Source organism: Fontibacillus forbon (assembly GCF_046559655.1).
In the GTDB taxonomy this organism is placed as follows: Bacteria; Bacillota; Bacilli; order Paenibacillales; family Paenibacillaceae; genus Fontibacillus.
On the sequence record NZ_JBKGFV010000012.1, the window covers coordinates 1 to 18135 of the forward strand.

An 18135-nucleotide genomic window follows, 5' to 3' on the forward strand; every position below is an offset into this window, starting at 1 on the left:
GCCCCCCTCAAGATGAGATTTCCCAATTCGTAAGACCCCTTGAAGACGACGAGGTTGATAGGCCTGAGGTGGAAGTGCAGCAATGTATGGAGCTGACAGGTACTAATCGGTCGAGGGCTTATCCAAATATCTAACACGCAAATTACGTTTCGTATCCAGTTTTCAAGCGATTAAGACGCTTGAACCGTTTGGTGGCGATGGCGGAGGGGTTCCACGCGTACCCATCCCGAACACGACCGTTAAGCCCTCCAGCGCCGATGGTACTTGGACCGAAGGGTCCTGGGAGAGTAGGACGCCGCCAAGCAATGAAGAAGAGCACTGCCGATAACCTCGGTAGTGCTCTTTTGCTATTCTGGGGCTTTAAATCAATAAACTAACTGGAAAATCTAAAGTTAATTTCGAATAAATCCCCTCTTCGAGATAATTAACTGTAAAACCTGCAGCTAATTCGGAGGGTTCGAGCTATTTCAGGGGATAAGCGCGAAATTAGATGGAGGTTTTCCATCTAATTTACTCCGGCAGCTCGATCCAGGCAAAATTAACTGTAGTTTTTACAGTTAATTTAGTAGACATAAGCGAGTTGACAGGATCAAGAGAGTTAGACGGAGCTATGGAAATTAGAAGGTAACCAGGTAGTAGCGGAGCAGGTTATAGAAGCCGGCTATAAATTAACTGGAAAACCTACAGTTAATTCCGCGGAAATCGCCCCTTTGAGATAATTAACTGTAAAACCTGCAGCTAATTCGGAGGGTTTGAGCCAATTCAGCGGAAATGAGTGAAATTAGATGGAGGTTTTCCATCTAATTTACTCAGGCAGCTCATCCTAGCCTAATTAACTGTAGGAAATCCAGTTAATTAAGAAAACCGAATGTTGCGGCCGCAAATTGTACCATCCACGCTTACAGTTATTGGTGGCGATAGAGCTGCAAAGAAAAAGAATTAGATCAAGCCAGCTCTAAAATGCGCCGGAAATTGCCGTCCCAGATCTGGTGTTTACAATCCACCGTTTCGGTCTCCGGAGAGCAGTTGGAATGGTAATAGCATGCATCCATACCTAGGCGATTGGCGCCCGCGATATCGGTGGTTGCGTCATTCCCGATCATAATAGCAGAGGCCAGATCAACCTTAAACGTGTCGGCAAGATAGGCGTAGAACAGGGGATCTGGCTTACAGATCCCCGGCTTGGATGAGATGGCAATGCCATCAAAAAATCCTGTTATGCCAAGAATGCGCATTTCTGCTTCCACAAAAGTCTCTTGTCCGTTAGATAGTAAGTAAATTTTCTTATTCTGATTTTTTAATGCGCTTAATGTTTCTTTAACGCCATCATATAACTTCAGACGCCGCATAGAAAGTATTCTGAACCAGCGCACCGTTTCATCGAGCCAGCTCGCTTCCGGACTGAATCCTATTTTAGAAGCGATATTTTTGAAGATCAAATGAATATCCAGCTCAGGAAATTCGCATTCAACTGGCGGAGTGGAAATTTGGCGCGCAACCTCTCCGCGATATTGCTCCTTAAGTACCTCCGGTTTTATCGGTAAACCGCTGTACAGAAAATGATAACTAAGTCTTTCCCAGACTGCAGGGTCTTCCTCATCCGTATGAATATCGATCAGCGTTCCATACAAGTCAAAAATATAAGAATTATACATAGCGATGAGATACCTCCATTCAATAAAAAGCCGTATTGTATCAAAGCCTCCGATGGTGCTCCCTTTAAAGCAAATCCAATAATTCTCATTATACATGGAAACGTTTGCGCAAACAGTATGTTTATTGAAGTTTATTGACCTGCTCCAAGGGGCTAATACGAATTTGATGCTCCCCTTGGCAAATCGGAAATTTGTGCTATAATAAATTTAAGTTAAAGTCAAAGAAAGTCAAAGTCAACATATCATAGCCATCCCATATTCAAACCGGCGCATACGGTTAATACTATTCATACATGCGATGCTTTGTTTATAAGCTGAGTTAGGTTCATCGGTGGCGCGGTATGTTGGAGTACTGAGCAATGGAGGATAGGTGATGCGCAATATTTCAGAAATTATTGAAAAATACCTCAAAAGCATCTTGCACGAAAGCCCTGAAGGCGCGATAGAAATTCAGCGCAACGATCTGGCCGACAAATTTTCCTGCGTTCCTTCACAGATCAATTATGTGATCAGCACGAGGTTTACGCTCGAAAAGGGATATCTGGTGGAGAGTAAGCGCGGGGGTGGAGGATATGTCCGCATCAGGCGGATCGAACTGCCGGGCCCGACCTCTTTGCATACGCACCTGCATCAAACGATTGGCGATGAAATCGGCCAGTCTGCGGCGGAGGGGTTAATTTATCAATTGGAAGAGGCCAGATTTCTAAGCGCAAGGGAAGCTGCATTGATGCGTGCGGCGGTTTCCAGGGAAGTACTGATGGTCAAATTGCCATACCGGGATCAAATCCGGGCGAGACTGATGAAGGCGATGCTGATCTCTTTGCTTGGCTGATGACCGGCACCGCCTCAGGTGTGTTAGAGCCTATCCATTGGAGGAGGGACATCCTATGCAATGTCAAGAATGCGGTAAGCGCCCCGCTACGCTGCATTTTACGAAGATCGTAAACGGCGAGAAGACGGAATTTCATATTTGTGAAGCTTGTGCCAGAGAAAAGGGTGAAATGATCCCGGGGACGACGGGTGGATTTTCCATACACAACCTGTTGTCGGGTCTGATGGATTTTCATCCCGGCGTCCCTGGTCAATCCGCCGCCTCCAGGCAGCCGGAGAATCTCCGCTGTGAAGAGTGCGGCTTGACTTACTCCCAATTCAGCAAGATAGGACGCTTTGGCTGTAGCTCCTGTTATAAATATTTTAATGACCGCCTGGATCCGCTCTTTAAAAGAGTGCACGGGAACACGGTTCATGTTGGTAAAATCCCGAAACGGGCTGGCAGTCACATCCAACTCAAACGCAAGCTGGACGACCTGCGGCGTGAGCTGCAATCCCGCATTCTTCAGGAAGAGTTTGAGGAGGCCGCCGCGCTTCGGGACCAGATCCGCGAACTTGAGAAGAATATTCCCGCAGAGTAGGAGGAGTGTACGATGCCTAATCTTCGTTTTACAGAACAGCCATTAAGCGAATGGATGAGCCGGGGCGGCAAGGAGTCGGATATCGTAATCAGCACCAGGGTACGGATTGCCCGCAACCTGATTCATCATCCTTTTCCGATGCTGGCTACGGGGCAGCAGTCCGAGGAAGTGCTGCAAATGCTTCAGGAGGTTCTGAAGGATGAGCGCCTGCAGAATTACGGGATATTCCATCCGATTTTGCTGGAGGACCTGGAGGACCTGGATAAACGTATACTGGTCGAGAAGCATTTGATCAGTCCCAATCTGGCAGGTGAATCCCGTAGGGGTGCCGCATTTATAAGTGAAGATGAAAGTTTAAGCATTATGGTGAACGAAGAGGACCATTTGCGAATTCAATGTTTGTATCCCGGTTTTCAAGTACAGGAAGCTTGGAACAAGGCTACGGAGATTGATGATATTTTCGAGGATCACGTGGATTATGCCTTCGACGGCAACCGCGGCTTTTTGACCAGTTGTCCGACCAATGTCGGTACCGGATTAAGGGCTTCGGTCATGATGCATTTGCCGGCTTTGGTGCTTACGCAGCAGATCAACCGGATTTTATCCGCCGTTTCCCAGGTGGGATTGACGGTAAGAGGCATCTACGGCGAAGGCAGTGAAGCGATGGGTAACTTGTTTCAAATCTCAAATCAGATTACACTAGGACAAAGCGAAGCGGAAATTATTGAGAATTTGTACGGTGTCGTCCTGCAGATTATCGAGCATGAAAAAAATGCCCGCGAGAAGCTGCTTTCCGAATCGCGTTTACGAATGATTGACCGTGTAATGCGTTCTTACGGGATTTTATCCCATGCCGCAATCATGGATTCGAAAGAAGCGGCGCAACGATTGTCCGACGTTCGGCTTGGCGTGGATATCGGTTTGATCGCTGACGTGCCGGCTCAGGTGTTAAATGAGCTCAATGTCATGACCCAACCCGGTTTTCTGCAGAAGCTGTTCGGCGAAAATCTTTCGCCAGGAGAACGGGATATGTACCGCGCCAAACTGATTCGGGAAAAAGTGGGTAATTAACGGAAGCAATAGATTTTATGTGGAGGTGCAAAGAGAGATGATGTTTGGAAGATTTACGGAACGTGCCCAGAAGGTGTTGGCCTTGGCCCAGGAAGAAGCGGTCAGACTCGGCCACAATAATATCGGTACCGAGCATATTTTGCTCGGCTTGATCCGGGAAGGCGAAGGCATTGCAGCCAAGGCGTTGATCGGCCTTGGACTCGGACTCGAGAAAATACAAGATGAAGTGGAAACCTTGATCGGCCGCGGTCAGGAGCAACCCTCCAATATCGCCTATACGCCGAGAGCCAAAAAAGTCATTGAACTTTCTATGGACGAAGCTCGCAAGTTAGGTCATACCTATGTCGGTACCGAGCACATTTTGCTTGGCCTGATCCGGGAAGGTGAAGGGGTGGCGGCACGCGTGCTGAACAACCTCGGCATCAGCCTGAACAAAGCGCGTCAGCAAGTGCTTCAACTGCTTGGCAGTAGCGAAGCCGTCTCGAGCCATCATGGAGCGCCTGCCAATATCAATACGCCGACGCTGGACAGCTTGGCTCGTGACTTGACGGCCTCCGCCAAGGAAGGAAATCTCGACCCAGTTATCGGACGTAGTAAAGAAATCGAACGGGTTATTCAGGTGCTTAGCCGCCGGACTAAAAACAATCCGGTATTGATCGGTGAACCCGGCGTCGGGAAAACGGCGATTGCCGAAGGCCTGGCGCAAAAGATCATCAACAACGAAATACCGGAAACGCTCCGCGATAAACGCGTAATGACGCTCGACATGGGCTCCGTGGTAGCAGGCACCAAATACCGCGGTGAATTTGAAGACCGGCTGAAAAAAATCATGGATGAAATCCGGCAAGCGGGCAATATTATTCTATTCATAGATGAGCTGCACACCTTGATCGGAGCGGGTGGCGCGGAAGGTGCCATCGACGCATCCAACATCCTTAAGCCGGCGCTTGCCCGGGGCGAATTGCAGTGCATCGGAGCCACGACGCTGGATGAGTACCGCAAATATATCGAAAAGGACGCCGCTTTGGAACGCCGTTTCCAACCGATCACGGTAGATCAGCCGTCCGTTGAGGAAGCGATTCAAATCTTGCACGGGCTTCGCGACCGTTATGAAGCTCATCACCGCGTGAAGATCACCGATGATGCAATCGAGCAAGCCGTCAAGTTGTCGGACCGTTATATTCAGGACCGGTTCCTGCCGGATAAAGCGATCGACCTGATCGATGAAGCGGGCTCCAAAGTAAGGCTGAACTCTTACACGGTACCGCCGAATTTGAAACAGCTGGAGAATCGCCTGGAAGATATCCGCAAGGAGAAAGACGCCGCGGTGCAAAGCCAGGAATTCGAAAAAGCGGCAGCCCTTCGCGATACCGAGCAAAAGATCCGCGAAGAGTTGGATGTAACGAAAAATCAGTGGAAAGAAAAGCAGGGCCGCACCGATTCCGAGGTAACTCCGGAAGATATCGCGCAGGTCGTCGGCAGCTGGACGGGAATCCCGGTCAGCAAGCTAAAAGAAGAAGAAACCGAGCGCTTGCTCAATATGGAGCAAATCCTGCATGAACGGGTTATCGGCCAGGACGAAGCCGTTAAGGCAGTCAGCCGGGCGATCCGCCGGGCGCGTGCGGGTCTTAAAGATCCGAAGCGTCCAATGGGCTCCTTCATCTTCCTCGGGCCTACCGGGGTAGGTAAGACCGAGCTGGCCCGAGCGCTTGCCGAATCGATGTTCGGCGACGAGAACGCCGTCATCCGGATCGACATGTCGGAATACATGGAGAAGCACTCCACAGCCCGTCTGGTCGGCGCGCCTCCAGGATATGTCGGCTATGAGGAAGGCGGTCAACTTACGGAGAAAGTACGCCGCAAGCCTTATTCCGTCGTATTGCTTGATGAGATCGAAAAAGCGCACCCTGAGGTGTTCAACATCCTGCTGCAAGTGCTGGAAGACGGCCGGTTGACCGACTCCAAGGGCAGGGTGGTCGATTTCCGCAACACGCTGATCATTCTGACGTCCAACGTCGGCGCGGAAGCGATCAAGCGGAATACGCGGCTTGGATTTACCGCAGTCGAAGATGCGGGAGCGGATTACGATAACATGAAGGGCAAAGTGATGGAAGAGCTTAAGAAGAGCTTCCGTCCTGAATTCCTCAACCGGATCGACGAAATCATCGTCTTCCATTCCCTGGAGGAAGCCCATATCGGCGAAATCGTGACGCTCATGTCCGAGGAACTGCGCAAGCGGCTGCGTGAATACGACGTTGATTTTATTTTAACCGATAAAGCTAAGGCATTCCTGGCCAAGGAAGGATTCGATCCGGCTTACGGTGCACGTCCGCTCCGCCGGGCCATCCAGAAGCATATCGAGGACCGCTTGTCCGAAGAATTGCTGACCGGGAACGTGAAGAAGGGCGATTCGCTCACAATCGACGAAGAGAACGGCGCGTTGACGGTCGAGAAGTCGGGTTCTTATTCCAAAAATGCATAAAAAAATAAGATATAAGCAAGCATGCTTTGCATAAAGCGACGGACCTGCAGATTCCTGCGGGTCCGTTTTTGATTTATGGACAGTTTCCGAAGAGTCGGAGTTTTCAATGAACACCGATTCAAGTCATTATAGTGGAAGTCCGGCATCTTGTTCCTGAATAATTCCAAGGTTGCCCGCAGCACGGGCATAGCCGATCTATTAAGCAAGCATTTGGTGCAGTAAAATAAATCTTGGAAGTTACTTCAAAACCTTAACGTTTAAGCCGATGAAATAAATAAAAGCAGCTTCCGAAGCAAGCGCTTTGGAGGCTGTTCTTTTTTTAATCAATCTTTGAAATCATACATAGAATACCGCTCTTGCCTAACCCAAATTGGCCGTAAAAACTTTACGCCAAATCTGAAAGAATGGTAAACTTTGAATGTCACCTTTGTGGTGTGACCTGCAAGGTTTGTCAAATTTTGCAGTGTGGAAAAGGAGAGATAAATGGTTAAAGTAAAAACAAAGTTTTATTGCACCGAATGCGGATACGAGTCGCCAAAATGGTACGGAAAATGCCCGGGATGCGGGTCTTGGAACACCATGGTGGAAGAAACGGAAAAAGTGGTCAAGACTCAGGGGCTTACTTCAGGACTATTTCATACGAAAGAAAAGCCGCTTCCGATCATAAATATAGAAAGCGGCAAGGAGCCGCGGATACAAACGGGAATAGGCGAGCTAAACCGTGTTCTTGGCGGAGGCGTCGTTCCCGGATCGTTGATCCTGGTAGGGGGAGATCCCGGCATCGGGAAGTCCACGCTTTTGTTGCAAACCTCGCATGAGATGGCTAAAGCGGGTCTTCGGGTGCTCTATATCTCCGGGGAGGAATCGACCCGCCAGACCAAACTCCGCGCAGAGCGGCTCGGTGCGTTGTCTCCCGAGTTATACGTACTGTGCGAGAGCGCCATGGACGGAATCGAAGAGGCCATAGACCAGGTGAAACCTGACTTCCTGGTGATCGACTCGATTCAGACGGTGTATTTGCCGGAGGTAACGAGCGCTCCCGGAAGCGTTTCTCAGGTTCGCGAATGTACCGCACGGTTCATGCGGATCTCCAAAGGGCAGGGCATCGCCACGGTGCTGGTGGGCCATGTGACTAAGGAAGGCGCCATTGCCGGGCCCCGCATGCTGGAGCATATGGTGGATTCGGTGCTTTATTTTGAAGGCGAACGCCATCATTCTTATAGGCTGCTCCGGGCGGTGAAGAACCGGTTCGGTTCGACCAACGAGATCGGCATTTTTGAAATGAACGAAGCGGGCCTTGCGGAAGTGTCAAACCCGTCGGAATTGTTCCTGTCCGAACGGCCGCTGGGCGTTGCGGGCTCTACGGTCGTGGCTTCCATGGAGGGAACGCGTCCGATGCTGGTGGAACTACAGGCGCTCATCGCATCAACGCAGTTCCCGTCGCCGCGGAGAATGGCGACCGGTGTGGATCATCACCGGATGAACCTGATCATTGCCGTGCTGGAAAAGCGGATGGGCATGTTTTTGCAAAACCAGGACGCTTATGTAAACCTTGCAGGCGGCGTTAAGCTTGACGAACCGGCCGTGGATCTGGCGATCGCCGTAAGCATCGCCTCCAGCTTCCGCGACCTGCCGACCAAACCTTTTGACGTATTTTTCGGCGAAGTCGGATTGACCGGTGAGGTAAGGGCGGTTTCCCGGGCGGAACAGCGGGTAAAAGAAGCCGCCAAACTCGGATTCAAACGGGTCATTCTTCCCGAAAAAAGCATGAAAGGGTGGAAAGGCCCCAAGGAAATACAATTAATCGGTGTGAATACCGTTGCAGATGCGCTAGCTGTTGCGTTAGATTAGGGGGCACTAAATGATGAAAGAAACAACCCAAGCGGAAAAAATGAATGATTTGCTTAGGCTCGTTGCGCCGGGTACCGCTTTTCGCGACGGGCTGGAAAATGTGCTTCGAGCCAAAACCGGCGGCCTGATTGTCGTCGGTTACAGTCCGGAAGTGATGGAAGTGGTGGAGGGCGGCTTTTCCATCAATTGCGATTTTTCGCCAAACTATTTATATGAACTCGCCAAAATGGACGGCGGGATTATTTTGAGCGAGGACTTGAAACGGATTTTGTACGCCAACACCCAACTTATACCGGATTCCTCCATTTCCTCTTCGGAGACGGGAATCCGTCACCGTACGGCCGAGCGGGTGGCAAAACAGACGGGTAAACTCGTCGTATCGATTTCCCAGCGGCGGAATATTATTACGCTGTATCAAGGCGGATTGCGGTATGCATTGAAGGAAATCGGCGTGATCCTGACGAAAGCCAATCAGGCGATCCAAACGCTGGAGAAGTACCGGTCGGTACTGAATCAGGCACTCACTAATCTGACTGCTTCAGAGTTTGAAGAACTGGTTACAATACCTGAAGTCATCAATGTCATGCAGCGGGTGGAAATGGTCATCCGCATCAAGATGGAGATCAAGCGGTTTATCAATGAACTGGGCACGGAGGGACGCCTGATCAGCATGCAGATGGAGGAACTGGTCAGCAATATGGAGGAGGAGGCGTGGCTCCTTTACAAGGATTATGCCAAGGATGACAGCGATGAAGCGATCCGCGAAATCATACTCGGGTTGAAGCGCTCCACGGATGACGAACTGCTGGATGACAACCACATTACTCGTCTGCTCGGCTATCCTACTTCGGCGGCAACGTCAGAGGAACTGATCTCCCCTCGCGGCTACCGGGTACTGAACAAAATTCCGCGTCTTCCGAATGTGATCATACACAATCTGGTTGAACGCTTCCGGGATCTTCCGAGCATTCTGATGGCAACGATCGAAGAACTGGATGAAGTCGACGGCATCGGGGAGGTTCGTGCCCGCGCAATCAAGGAAGGCCTGAAGCGACTTCAAGAGCAGGTATTCATTGACAGGCAAATTTAATTCTCCTACAATCAAATGATGATGTTAAGGAATATCTATTCGAGGTGAAAAGATGATTACTAAATCAATTCCGAACCTGTTTACCCTAGGTAACCTGTTTCTCGGAATGTTGGCGATGATGCTGGCGCTTGACGGCAGATTCAGCCTGGCCGCGATCATGGTCATTGTCGCTATGCTGCTGGACGGACTGGACGGACGCGTGGCCAGAGCTTTGAACTGTCAAAGTGAGTTTGGCAAGCAGCTCGACTCGTTATCGGATATCATCTCTTTTGGCATTGCTCCGGCACTCATTATGTATTTGATTTCATTCCATGACCTGCCGCAAACCGGGCTCGCCTGGGTCGTTACCGCGATTTTTCCGATGTGCGGTGCGCTCCGACTGGCCAGGTTTAACGTTCAGAAAGGCATTCCGGGATATTTCATCGGACTGCCGATTCCGGCCGCAGGCGGCGTGGTTGCGACATTGTCGCTGTTTCATAAGGATATATCGGCACCTTATTTTATTATCTCGATGCTTTTGTTATCTTATCTGATGGTAAGCTCGGTCAAATATCCGAATTTCAAGAAGCTCGGCCTGCCGAAGAAGGCTGTTGCGATTACGCCGTTTGTCGTTGTGCTCGCCGTGGCGATCGCGGTGCTTTTCCCGGAAGAACTTTCGAAACTGATTTTCGTGCCGCTCGTACTTTATGCGGGCTATGGATTGAAGCAAAACATCGACAAACTGCTGCGCCGCAAACGGCGGGACGATGAAGACTCCGAAAGCGTATACCGGCCTAAACGCTAGCAGTATCAAGCCAGCCGGATGAGGATATCCAAAATAAAAAGGCATTGCCTTCTGCCGTCTTGCGGAAAGCGATGCCTTTTCTTTGTAATTTTAACTAAGAAGTCGTGATGTCTTAGGACATATTGAATAAGCCCAGGGTGGAGCATTTTTGCGATTCTTTCTCCAGCACTTCATCAAGCTCGATCCCGAGCAGATTGCAAAGCGCGGAAGTATAGAACAAGCTGCGTCCAAGTTCATTGCTGATCGCATCCCGGCAGTTTTCGCATAATTCACCCTGGACGTGCTGATTGATTCTCTCCTTGGCCTGTTCGAGGCTCATGCCCGGCTCGAATTCCTGTTTGGTGGCATGAAGCTCAACGCAGCCGCATTCGGTAACCGCTTTGGTCACGGAGCGGACAGCTGCGGCGTTGGTTTGTCCCATTTTAGACATGACGTCCAGCAGACTGCGGTGACGGAGCAACAGTTCAGAAACTTGGTCTTGAAAAGATTGAAGGCTTGGTGCGCTCATTATCCATCCACCTCAATATTATGAATTGAGTTCATTATATGCCACTTTTTCCCCACTAATCAACCAGAAATCCCGCATAGCGCGGGTTCTTTCCGAAGATACTCGAAAATCGTCTTCCAAAAAAAGTTGCTTCACCACCGATTAGGGTCCCAAAAATTGGATCATACTGGATAAAGATATTACTTAATCAGGAGGTGAAGAGAGTTATGCTGAAAAAGAGCTTATTGATCGTAGCCGGGCTTTGCGGCGCGTGGTTCGGTTACACCATTGAAGGATTGGCAGGGGTGTTTCCTGAGCCGCTCAAGGGCTGGTTTGACGGGATGAGTCCGCTGGCGGCTCATTTGATTCTGGCTGCAGCGGGAGCTTGTTTGTTTTTATTTTTCTTTTCGCTTACAGCCGATGTAGTCTCTGCAAGAGTGAAACGATGGATAACGGGTTTGATCGAAATCCCGATGAAGGACATGGCGGCCGGAGCGGCCGGACTGACTGCAGGACTTCTTCTTTCTTTAATGGTCTATCCCGTTTTGTCCTGGTTTGGAACTCTGGAGAGCTTGGTTCAGCTTGCGGTCTCCGTACTGTTAGGATATATGGGCCTGTATGTGGGACTGGAGAAAAAAGAGGAGCTGTCTTCCTTGTGGCTTTCGGGAAAATGGGGCAGCGGGAATCAAGAGGAAGAACGGCGGCTGGAGGAACACAAAATTTTGGATACGAGCGTCATTATTGACGGGCGGATCGCCGATATTTGCAAGACGGGCTTTATCGAAGGAACGATCGTCATCCCGGAATTTGTGCTGGAAGAGCTTCAGCATATCGCGGATTCGTCCGATTTATTGAAGCGGAACCGGGGACGCCGGGGATTGGATATTTTGAATAAAATCCAGAAGGAACTCGATGTGAATGTCCTGATTTATGAAGGGGATTTTGAAGAAATCTCCGAAGTCGACAGCAAGCTGGTCAAACTGGCCAAGGTATTGCAGGGGAAAGTCGTAACCAATGATTTCAACCTGAATAAAGTTTGCGAGCTGCAAGGCGTTTCGGTCCTTAATATTAACGATCTTGCCAATGCGGTCAAACCGGTCGTTCTGCCGGGCGAGGAAATCATGGTACAGGTGATCAAGGACGGCAAGGAGCACGGACAAGGCGTGGCCTATCTGGATGACGGCACGATGATCGTCGTGGAGGGTGGACGCGACTTTATCGGTAGCATTACGGAGGTACTGGTGACTAGCGTATTGCAGACCTCGGCGGGCCGGATGATCTTTGCCAAACCGAAACTGTTGGAAAAAGCCCAGTAAATTCGGTATGATGGGAATAAACACGGGGATTCCCGTATTATTCTGGCAGGGTGAGGCAAGATGTCATGCAAATAGAATCACTCCCGACAGCCGGGGTTATCGTGGTGGCGGCCGGCCGGGGAACAAGGATGGGCACGAAGGAGAGCAAACAGTTTCTCTTTCTTCAGGACAAGCCAATCATCGTTCATACGCTAGAGGTATTCGACCGTCATCCATGGATTAGCGAAATCGTGCTCGTCACCGGGGAGCAGGACGTGGAACGTTGCCGCGCCTGGGTCGCCGAATACGGCATTTCGAAACAAGTAAAAGTAATACCGGGCGGCGCCGAGCGTCAGCATTCGGTATACCGGGGACTGCTGGAGATCGGCACTTCCTGGGTACTGGTGCATGATGGCGTGCGCCCTTTTGTCACGAGCGGGCAGATTACTGCCTGCCTCGAAGCGGCGGTGAAGCACGGTGCTTCCATTCTCGCCGTTCCGGTTAAGGATACGGTAAAGCAGGTTGACGAACAAGGGCTGGTAACCGCGACACCGGATCGCCGCAGTTTATGGGCGGTTCAAACCCCGCAAGGATTCCGGCGTTCCGATTTGTTGACGGCGCATGAGACGGCGGAGGCTGAAGGTTTTGTCGGCACGGACGACGCCTCGCTCATCGAGCGGCTGGGCATCTCCGTGGCGGTGACCGAAGGCGGGTACGGCAACATCAAGATTACGACGCCGGAGGATCTGGACTTCGCGGAAGTTATCGGCAAAAAGAAGGAATTCAGGGGAGAGGACAAACTATGATCGCAGTTGGACAAGGATATGATGTGCACCAGTTGGTGGAGGGGAGACCTTGCATCATTGGCGGAGTGACGATTCCGTATGAAAAAGGACTGCTCGGCCATTCCGACGCCGACGTGCTGTTGCATGCGGTGAGCGATGCCATTCTGGGAGCGCTGGCGCTCGGAGATATCGGCCGGCATTTTCCGGATACGGATCCGGCCTTCAAGAACGCAGATAGCCTGGTGCTGCTGCGCAGGGTATGGGATATGGCCAAGGAACGGGGATATCGCCTTGGCAATCTGGATGCGACGATCATCGCGCAGGCGCCGAAAATGGCGCCGTACGTTCCGCAGATGGTCGAGGTGATCGCGGGAGCGCTGGAAGCGAGCCCGCAGCGGGTTAACGTGAAGGCGACGACGACCGAGCATCTCGGGTTTACGGGCCGTGGAGAAGGCATTGCGGCACAATGTATTGTATGCCTGATCTCGGATGTGCTATCATCTTAGGATTGTAAGGGTTGTTTGGGATTAGTTCATACTTTGGAGGGGATTTGAAATGACAGAGGTTCGAGTGCGGTATGCTCCGAGTCCTACCGGGCATTTACATATCGGCAATGCCAGAACGGCGCTGTTCAATTATTTGTTCGCCAGACATCATGGGGGCAAGTTCATTATCCGGATCGAAGATACCGATGTGAAACGGAATGTGGCCGGCGGGGAAGAAAGCCAGCTCACCTATTTGAAATGGCTTGGCGTGGATTGGGATGAAAGCGTCGATGTCGGCGGCGAATACGGGCCTTACCGCCAAACGGAGCGCCTGGATATCTACCGCACGTACTGGCAGGATTTGCTCGACCGCGGCTTGGCTTACCGTTGTTATTGCACCGAAGAAGAGCTGGAGCAAGAACGTGAGGAGCAAACCGCCCGCGGGGAAATGCCGCGTTATTCCGGCAAACACCGGAATTTAACGCCGGAGCAGTGTGCCGCTTTTGAAGCGGAGGGACGTGTTCCGAGCATCCGGTTCCGCGTACCGGAAGGCCGTACCTATACATTCGATGATCTCGTCAAAGGGCCGATTACGTTCGAGTCCGATGTCAGCGGTGATTTTGTTATCGTAAAAAAAGACGGCATTCCGACCTACAACTTCGCCGTGGCGCTCGATGATCACCTGATGGAAATCAGTCACGTGCTGCGCGGGGAAGACCATGTATCAAATACGCCGCGGCAGCTGATGATCTATGAAGCTTTCGGTTGGGAGCCGCCTCGTTTCGGTCATATGACCCTGATCGTCGGCGACAACCACAAAAAGTTGAGCAAACGCGACGAATCGGTCATTCAGTTCATCGAGCAGTACGACAAGCTCGGCTATTTGCCGGAAGCGCTGTTCAACTTCATCGCCCTGTTGGGCTGGTCGCCGGAAGGAGAAGAGGAGATCTTTTCGCGCGAAGAACTGATCTCGATTTTCGACGCGAACCGGTTATCGCGCAGTCCTGCGGTGTTTGACAAACATAAACTCGCCCACTTGAATAATCATTATATCAAGAATGCCGATCCCGAAGTGGTCGCTAATCTTGCGATTCCTCACCTGCAAGCGGCGTCCCGCCTGCCGGCGGAATTGACGCCGGAACAACAAGCCTGGGCCAAGACGCTCGTTGCCTTGTACCAAGAGCAAATGACAGCGGCATCGGACATTGTGGAACTGTCGGATATGTTCTTCCGCAGTCACCTGGAACTGGATGCGGAAGCGGCTGCCGTGTTGGCCGAAGCACAGGTGCCGGGCGTATTGAGCGCTTTCCTCGGCAAGGTTGAAGCGGCCGCCGAATTCACGCCGGAGCAAATGGCCGTCTTGATCAAGGAAGTGCAGAAAGAAACCGGCGTTAAAGGGAAAGGGCTCTTTATGCCGATCCGCGTGGCGCTGACCGGGCAAACCCATGGCCGGGATTTGAACCTGACCATTTACCTGCTGGGCCGCGATGTCGTCATCGACCGGTTGAAATCGCAAATCCGCGGCGCTTAGTTATGGAATAAATCATTTATTGTCAGTATAATGGACTATCATGTAAGATAAAGGCATCGGCATAGAACGGGAGAAGTACGTTTGAGCGTACGTATTGTCCAGAGAAGATAACCAAGAAGCGGCTTTGCCGCTTTCGGGCTGGGAGTTATCTCAATACGCGTGACGGAAATGCACCCGGGAGCCGCAGACTCGAGCGCGCCATTTCCGGCGCGGGTAGATGCTGCCGTATCGTTCGCGTTAAGGACGCTTAGGAGGGATGAGTTCGACAATGTAATGCGTCTATTGCAGCCATGCAATAACGTCCATTGCGGGCTTGATCCGAAGCAGAGTGGAACCACGCATCGGGCGTCTCTGCAGCGAAAGCTGCGGGGGCGCTTTTTTTGATGAATGGCGGTTGACCGGGAGAGAAGCGTAAGCAAACAGATAGAGGGGGAAGCGCTTATGTTCAAAAGAATGAGGTCCGATATCCAGGCTGTATTTGAAAACGACCCGGCTGCCAGAAGCTGGTTCGAGGTGGTCTTCACCTATTCCGGTCTTCATGCGATTTGGAGCCATCGGTTCGCCCATGCGTTTTATCGCCGCCGCTGGTTTACGCTGGCCCGAATTGTGTCCCAGGTCAGCCGCTTTTTTACCGGCATCGAAATTCATCCGGGTGCCCGGATCGGGAACCGGTTGTTTATCGACCACGGCATGGGCGTTGTTATTGGGGAAACTTGCGAAATCGGCGACGACGTAGTGATCTATCAAGGCGTTACCCTGGGCGGTAGCGGCAAGGAAAAAGGCAAGCGCCACCCGACGATCGGCAACAATGTCGTTATTGGGTCAGGCGCGAAAATATTGGGTTCTTTTACAGTAGGGGATCAAAGCAACATCGGGGCAAATTCCGTCGTACTTAAAGAAGTGCCGGCGGGCAGCACGGTTGTCGGTATTCCGGGTAAAGTCGTTCGTCAGGGCGGAAAACGTCTGGACCGTCTTAGCCATCAGCTGCCCGATCCCGTTGTCGATGCGATGCGATCGCTTCAACAGGAAATCGAACAATTGCAAAAAGAAGTTCACAGCTTAAAGCACGGTTCGCCTGAAGTGAAAATATCGGCCGATGAATGATGTGAGGGGACAGTCAACTGTCTCCTGTCTACGATAAGGGGATTCAAGGTTAAAATAGAGTAGAACTCAAAGCGGAAAGGATCGAGAGTATGGCACTGCAAATTTATAATACGCTTACCCGAATGAAGGAGCAGTTTGTAACCCAGAAGCCGGGAAAGGCTTCGGTTTATGTGTGCGGACCGACCGTATACGGATATATTCATATCGGAAATGCGCGGCCGATGATTTTTTTCGATGTCGTGCGCAGTTACCTGGAAAATCAAAAGTATGAAGTGAATTATGTGGTCAATTTTACCGATGTGGACGATAAATTGATCCGCAAAGCTGAAGAAATGAACCTTACGGTACCGGAAGTAGCCTCCATGTTTATCGATGCTTATTACGAGGATCTGGAGGGGCTGGGAATGCCCCGGGCGACGGCCAATCCGCGCGTAACGGAGAATATGGATATCATCATAGAGTTTATCCGCGACCTGGAAAGCAAAGGCTATGCGTATGAGAAGGGCGGGGATGTCTTTTACCGGACAGGGAAATTTGAAGGCTACGGCAAGCTGTCGGGTCAAAACATCGAAGAACTGCAGTTCGGCATCCGGATCGATGTGGATGAGCGAAAAGAAAATCCGGAGGATTTCGTGCTTTGGAAAGCCGCCAAGCCAGGGGAAATCCACTGGGATAGCCCATGGGGCCAAGGGCGGCCCGGATGGCACATCGAATGCTCGGCCATGTCCCGACATCTGCTCGGAGACACGCTGGACATTCACGGGGGCGGACAAGATTTGCAGTTCCCGCATCACGAGTGCGAAGTAGCCCAATCGGAAGCGGTGACCGGCAAACCTTTGGCAAGCTATTGGATGCATAACGGCTACATTAATATCGGCGGGGAAAAAATGTCGAAATCGCTCGGAAACGGGGTGTTGGTGAAGGATCTCCGGTCCAAGCATAAGCGTGAAGCGATCCGGTTCTTCATGCTGTCGACCCATTACCGCAATCCGTTGAATTTCACGGAGGAGTCGATGATGCAGGCGGAGCGCGGCGTGGAACGGATCGCCAACGCGCTGGGTAATCTGCGTTACCGGTTGCAGGAAGCTGCCGGGAGCGGGGAAGGTTCAGCGGTGAGGCCGGAGTGGGAACAAAAGCTGCGTGAAATCTGGCTGACCTTCCACGCCAAAATGCAGGATGACTTCAATACGCCGGATGCGATTACGGCGATGTTTGAATGGGTGAGCGAAGTAAACGGCCTGCTGCAAGGCTCGGAGGTGTCGCGCGCCGATCTGGAAGCCGCGCTGAAGCTGTTCGAGGAAATGAACGGCGTGCTGCGGATCGCCGCGGAAGAAGAGCAGGAGCTGCTGGATAACGAGATCGAAGCGCTCATCGAAGATCGTACGGAAGCGCGGAAGTCGAAGAACTGGGCCCGTGCCGACGAGATTCGCGATCTGTTGCAGGAGCAGGGCATCCTGCTGGAAGATACGCCGCAGGGCATGAGATGGCGGCGCAAATGACGGGCCCGGAAGCTAACGGGGGCTCGCAGCTGCCTGACGGTGGCACCGCCTACAACGGCGCCACATCCGTGGCCGCCGGCGGCAACAGTCCGGCCGCGCCCGGCCAGGCAACACAAGGCGGCGCCGCATCCGGCGCGCCTGCAGGCCCGGCCAGCGCGGCTGCTGCAACGCCCGGCCCGGCGCTCTCGGCGCTCTGGTTCCCGGAGCCGCCGTCCAAGCCGGCCCGGCTGCTGCCGCCGCTCGCGCTGGCGTACATCGGCGACGCCGTCTTCGAGGTCGCCGTCCGCCAGCATGTGATCGCCCGGCCGAATCTCCGGCCGCATCACCTGCACCGGCTGTCGACGAAATTCGTCTCCGCCAAAGCCCAGGCCGAGCTGCTGGCCCTGCTGGAGCCGCAGCTGACCGAAGACGAGAAAGACGTTGTGCGGCAAGGCCGCAACGCCAAATCCGGCACCATTCCCAAAAATGCGAATGTGCAGGATTACCGTCATGCTACCGCGTTTGAAAGCCTGATCGGCTATCTGTACTATACGGGTGAGCATGACCGCCTGCGCAGTTTGATCGCGCAGGGCTTCGAATTATATGAACAATAACCCCAGGAGGA

At 52.0% G+C, this 18135-nt stretch carries 17 protein-coding genes and 2 rRNA genes; 17 read left to right on the forward strand and 2 right to left on the reverse strand.

Translation table 11 applies throughout. From position 1 onward, the window contains the following. Together ACLB09_RS25240 and rrf are read left to right on the forward strand one after the other, a co-directional pair. A 23S ribosomal RNA gene (locus ACLB09_RS25240) occupies nucleotides 1–126 on the forward strand; the annotation flags it as partial. A gap of 61 nt (nucleotides 127–187) precedes the next feature. Further along, a 5S ribosomal RNA gene (gene rrf, locus ACLB09_RS25245) occupies nucleotides 188–304 on the forward strand. A 640-nt stretch (nucleotides 305–944) separates the two neighbouring features. On the opposite strand, the gene ACLB09_RS25250 is transcribed toward rrf, so the two are convergent. Beyond that, nucleotides 945–1655 carry an HAD family hydrolase gene (locus tag ACLB09_RS25250; RefSeq protein ID WP_410772581.1) on the reverse strand — a complete coding sequence of 237 codons (711 nt, stop codon included), beginning with the start codon at nucleotides 1653–1655 and terminating at the stop codon, nucleotides 945–947. Nucleotides 1656–2028: 373 nt separating this feature from the next. Between ACLB09_RS25250 and ACLB09_RS25255 the strand changes: the two genes are divergently transcribed. The 7 genes from ACLB09_RS25255 (at nucleotide 2029) to pssA (ending at nucleotide 10345) form a co-directional block, all read left to right on the forward strand. Then, nucleotides 2029–2487, forward strand: coding sequence for a CtsR family transcriptional regulator (locus tag ACLB09_RS25255; RefSeq protein WP_410772582.1), 459 nt, complete (start codon nucleotides 2029–2031; stop codon nucleotides 2485–2487). A gap of 55 nt (nucleotides 2488–2542) precedes the next feature. After that, complete coding sequence (locus ACLB09_RS25260; RefSeq protein WP_410772583.1) at nucleotides 2543–3067, forward strand: UvrB/UvrC motif-containing protein; 525 nt, start codon at nucleotides 2543–2545, stop codon at nucleotides 3065–3067. Between the two features lie 12 nt (nucleotides 3068–3079). Continuing rightward, on the forward strand, nucleotides 3080–4138 hold the full coding sequence (locus tag ACLB09_RS25265; protein ID WP_410772584.1) for a protein arginine kinase: 1059 nt from the start codon (nucleotides 3080–3082) through the stop codon (nucleotides 4136–4138). Nucleotides 4139–4175: 37 nt separating this feature from the next. Further along, the gene (clpC, locus tag ACLB09_RS25270; protein ID WP_410772585.1) at nucleotides 4176–6620 is read left to right on the forward strand and encodes an ATP-dependent protease ATP-binding subunit ClpC; all 2445 of its coding nucleotides are present in this window, start codon (nucleotides 4176–4178) and stop codon (nucleotides 6618–6620) included. 483 nt (nucleotides 6621–7103) lie between these two features. Next, nucleotides 7104–8471 (forward strand): DNA repair protein RadA, encoded by a 1368-nt coding sequence (gene radA, locus ACLB09_RS25275; protein ID WP_410772586.1) that lies wholly within the window; start codon nucleotides 7104–7106, stop codon nucleotides 8469–8471. 13 nt (nucleotides 8472–8484) lie between these two features. Beyond that, nucleotides 8485–9561 carry a DNA integrity scanning diadenylate cyclase DisA gene (gene disA / locus ACLB09_RS25280; protein WP_410772641.1) on the forward strand — a complete coding sequence of 359 codons (1077 nt, stop codon included), beginning with the start codon at nucleotides 8485–8487 and terminating at the stop codon, nucleotides 9559–9561. Between the two features lie 52 nt (nucleotides 9562–9613). Continuing rightward, the gene (pssA, locus tag ACLB09_RS25285) at nucleotides 9614–10345 is read left to right on the forward strand and encodes a CDP-diacylglycerol--serine O-phosphatidyltransferase (RefSeq protein ID WP_410772587.1); all 732 of its coding nucleotides are present in this window, start codon (nucleotides 9614–9616) and stop codon (nucleotides 10343–10345) included. 112 nt (nucleotides 10346–10457) lie between these two features. Here the strand turns inward: pssA and ACLB09_RS25290 are convergent, their stop codons facing one another. After that, a complete protein-coding gene (locus tag ACLB09_RS25290) occupies nucleotides 10458–10853 on the reverse strand; it encodes a nucleoside triphosphate pyrophosphohydrolase family protein (protein WP_114498999.1) in 396 nt (131 codons plus the stop codon). 206 nt (nucleotides 10854–11059) lie between these two features. Between ACLB09_RS25290 and ACLB09_RS25295 the strand changes: the two genes are divergently transcribed. The 8 genes from ACLB09_RS25295 to ACLB09_RS25330 all read left to right on the forward strand — a co-directional run bounded on the left by ACLB09_RS25295 (nucleotide 11060) and on the right by ACLB09_RS25330 (nucleotide 18124). Further along, the gene (locus ACLB09_RS25295; RefSeq protein WP_410772588.1) at nucleotides 11060–12148 is read left to right on the forward strand and encodes a PIN/TRAM domain-containing protein; all 1089 of its coding nucleotides are present in this window, start codon (nucleotides 11060–11062) and stop codon (nucleotides 12146–12148) included. Nucleotides 12149–12213: 65 nt separating this feature from the next. Continuing rightward, on the forward strand, nucleotides 12214–12933 hold the full coding sequence (gene ispD, locus ACLB09_RS25300; RefSeq protein ID WP_410772589.1) for a 2-C-methyl-D-erythritol 4-phosphate cytidylyltransferase: 720 nt from the start codon (nucleotides 12214–12216) through the stop codon (nucleotides 12931–12933). Then, nucleotides 12930–13418, forward strand: coding sequence for a 2-C-methyl-D-erythritol 2,4-cyclodiphosphate synthase (gene ispF / locus ACLB09_RS25305; protein ID WP_410772590.1), 489 nt, complete (start codon nucleotides 12930–12932; stop codon nucleotides 13416–13418). The genes ispD and ispF overlap by 4 nt, the downstream gene beginning before the upstream one ends. A 49-nt stretch (nucleotides 13419–13467) precedes the next feature. Beyond that, a complete protein-coding gene (gene gltX, locus ACLB09_RS25310) occupies nucleotides 13468–14928 on the forward strand; it encodes a glutamate--tRNA ligase (RefSeq protein WP_410772591.1) in 1461 nt (486 codons plus the stop codon). 159 nt (nucleotides 14929–15087) lie between these two features. After that, nucleotides 15088–15312 (forward strand): hypothetical protein, encoded by a 225-nt coding sequence (locus tag ACLB09_RS25315; RefSeq protein WP_410772592.1) that lies wholly within the window; start codon nucleotides 15088–15090, stop codon nucleotides 15310–15312. A 3-nt stretch (nucleotides 15313–15315) separates the two neighbouring features. Next, a complete protein-coding gene (gene cysE / locus ACLB09_RS25320; RefSeq protein WP_410772593.1) occupies nucleotides 15316–16032 on the forward strand; it encodes a serine O-acetyltransferase in 717 nt (238 codons plus the stop codon). A gap of 89 nt (nucleotides 16033–16121) precedes the next feature. Further along, on the forward strand, nucleotides 16122–17531 hold the full coding sequence (cysS, locus tag ACLB09_RS25325) for a cysteine--tRNA ligase (RefSeq protein WP_410772594.1): 1410 nt from the start codon (nucleotides 16122–16124) through the stop codon (nucleotides 17529–17531). 230 nt (nucleotides 17532–17761) lie between these two features. Further along, nucleotides 17762–18124: a Mini-ribonuclease 3 gene (locus tag ACLB09_RS25330; protein WP_410772642.1), complete on the forward strand. Its 363-nt coding sequence runs from the start codon at nucleotides 17762–17764 to the stop codon at nucleotides 18122–18124. Nucleotides 18125–18135: the final 11 nt, after the last annotated feature.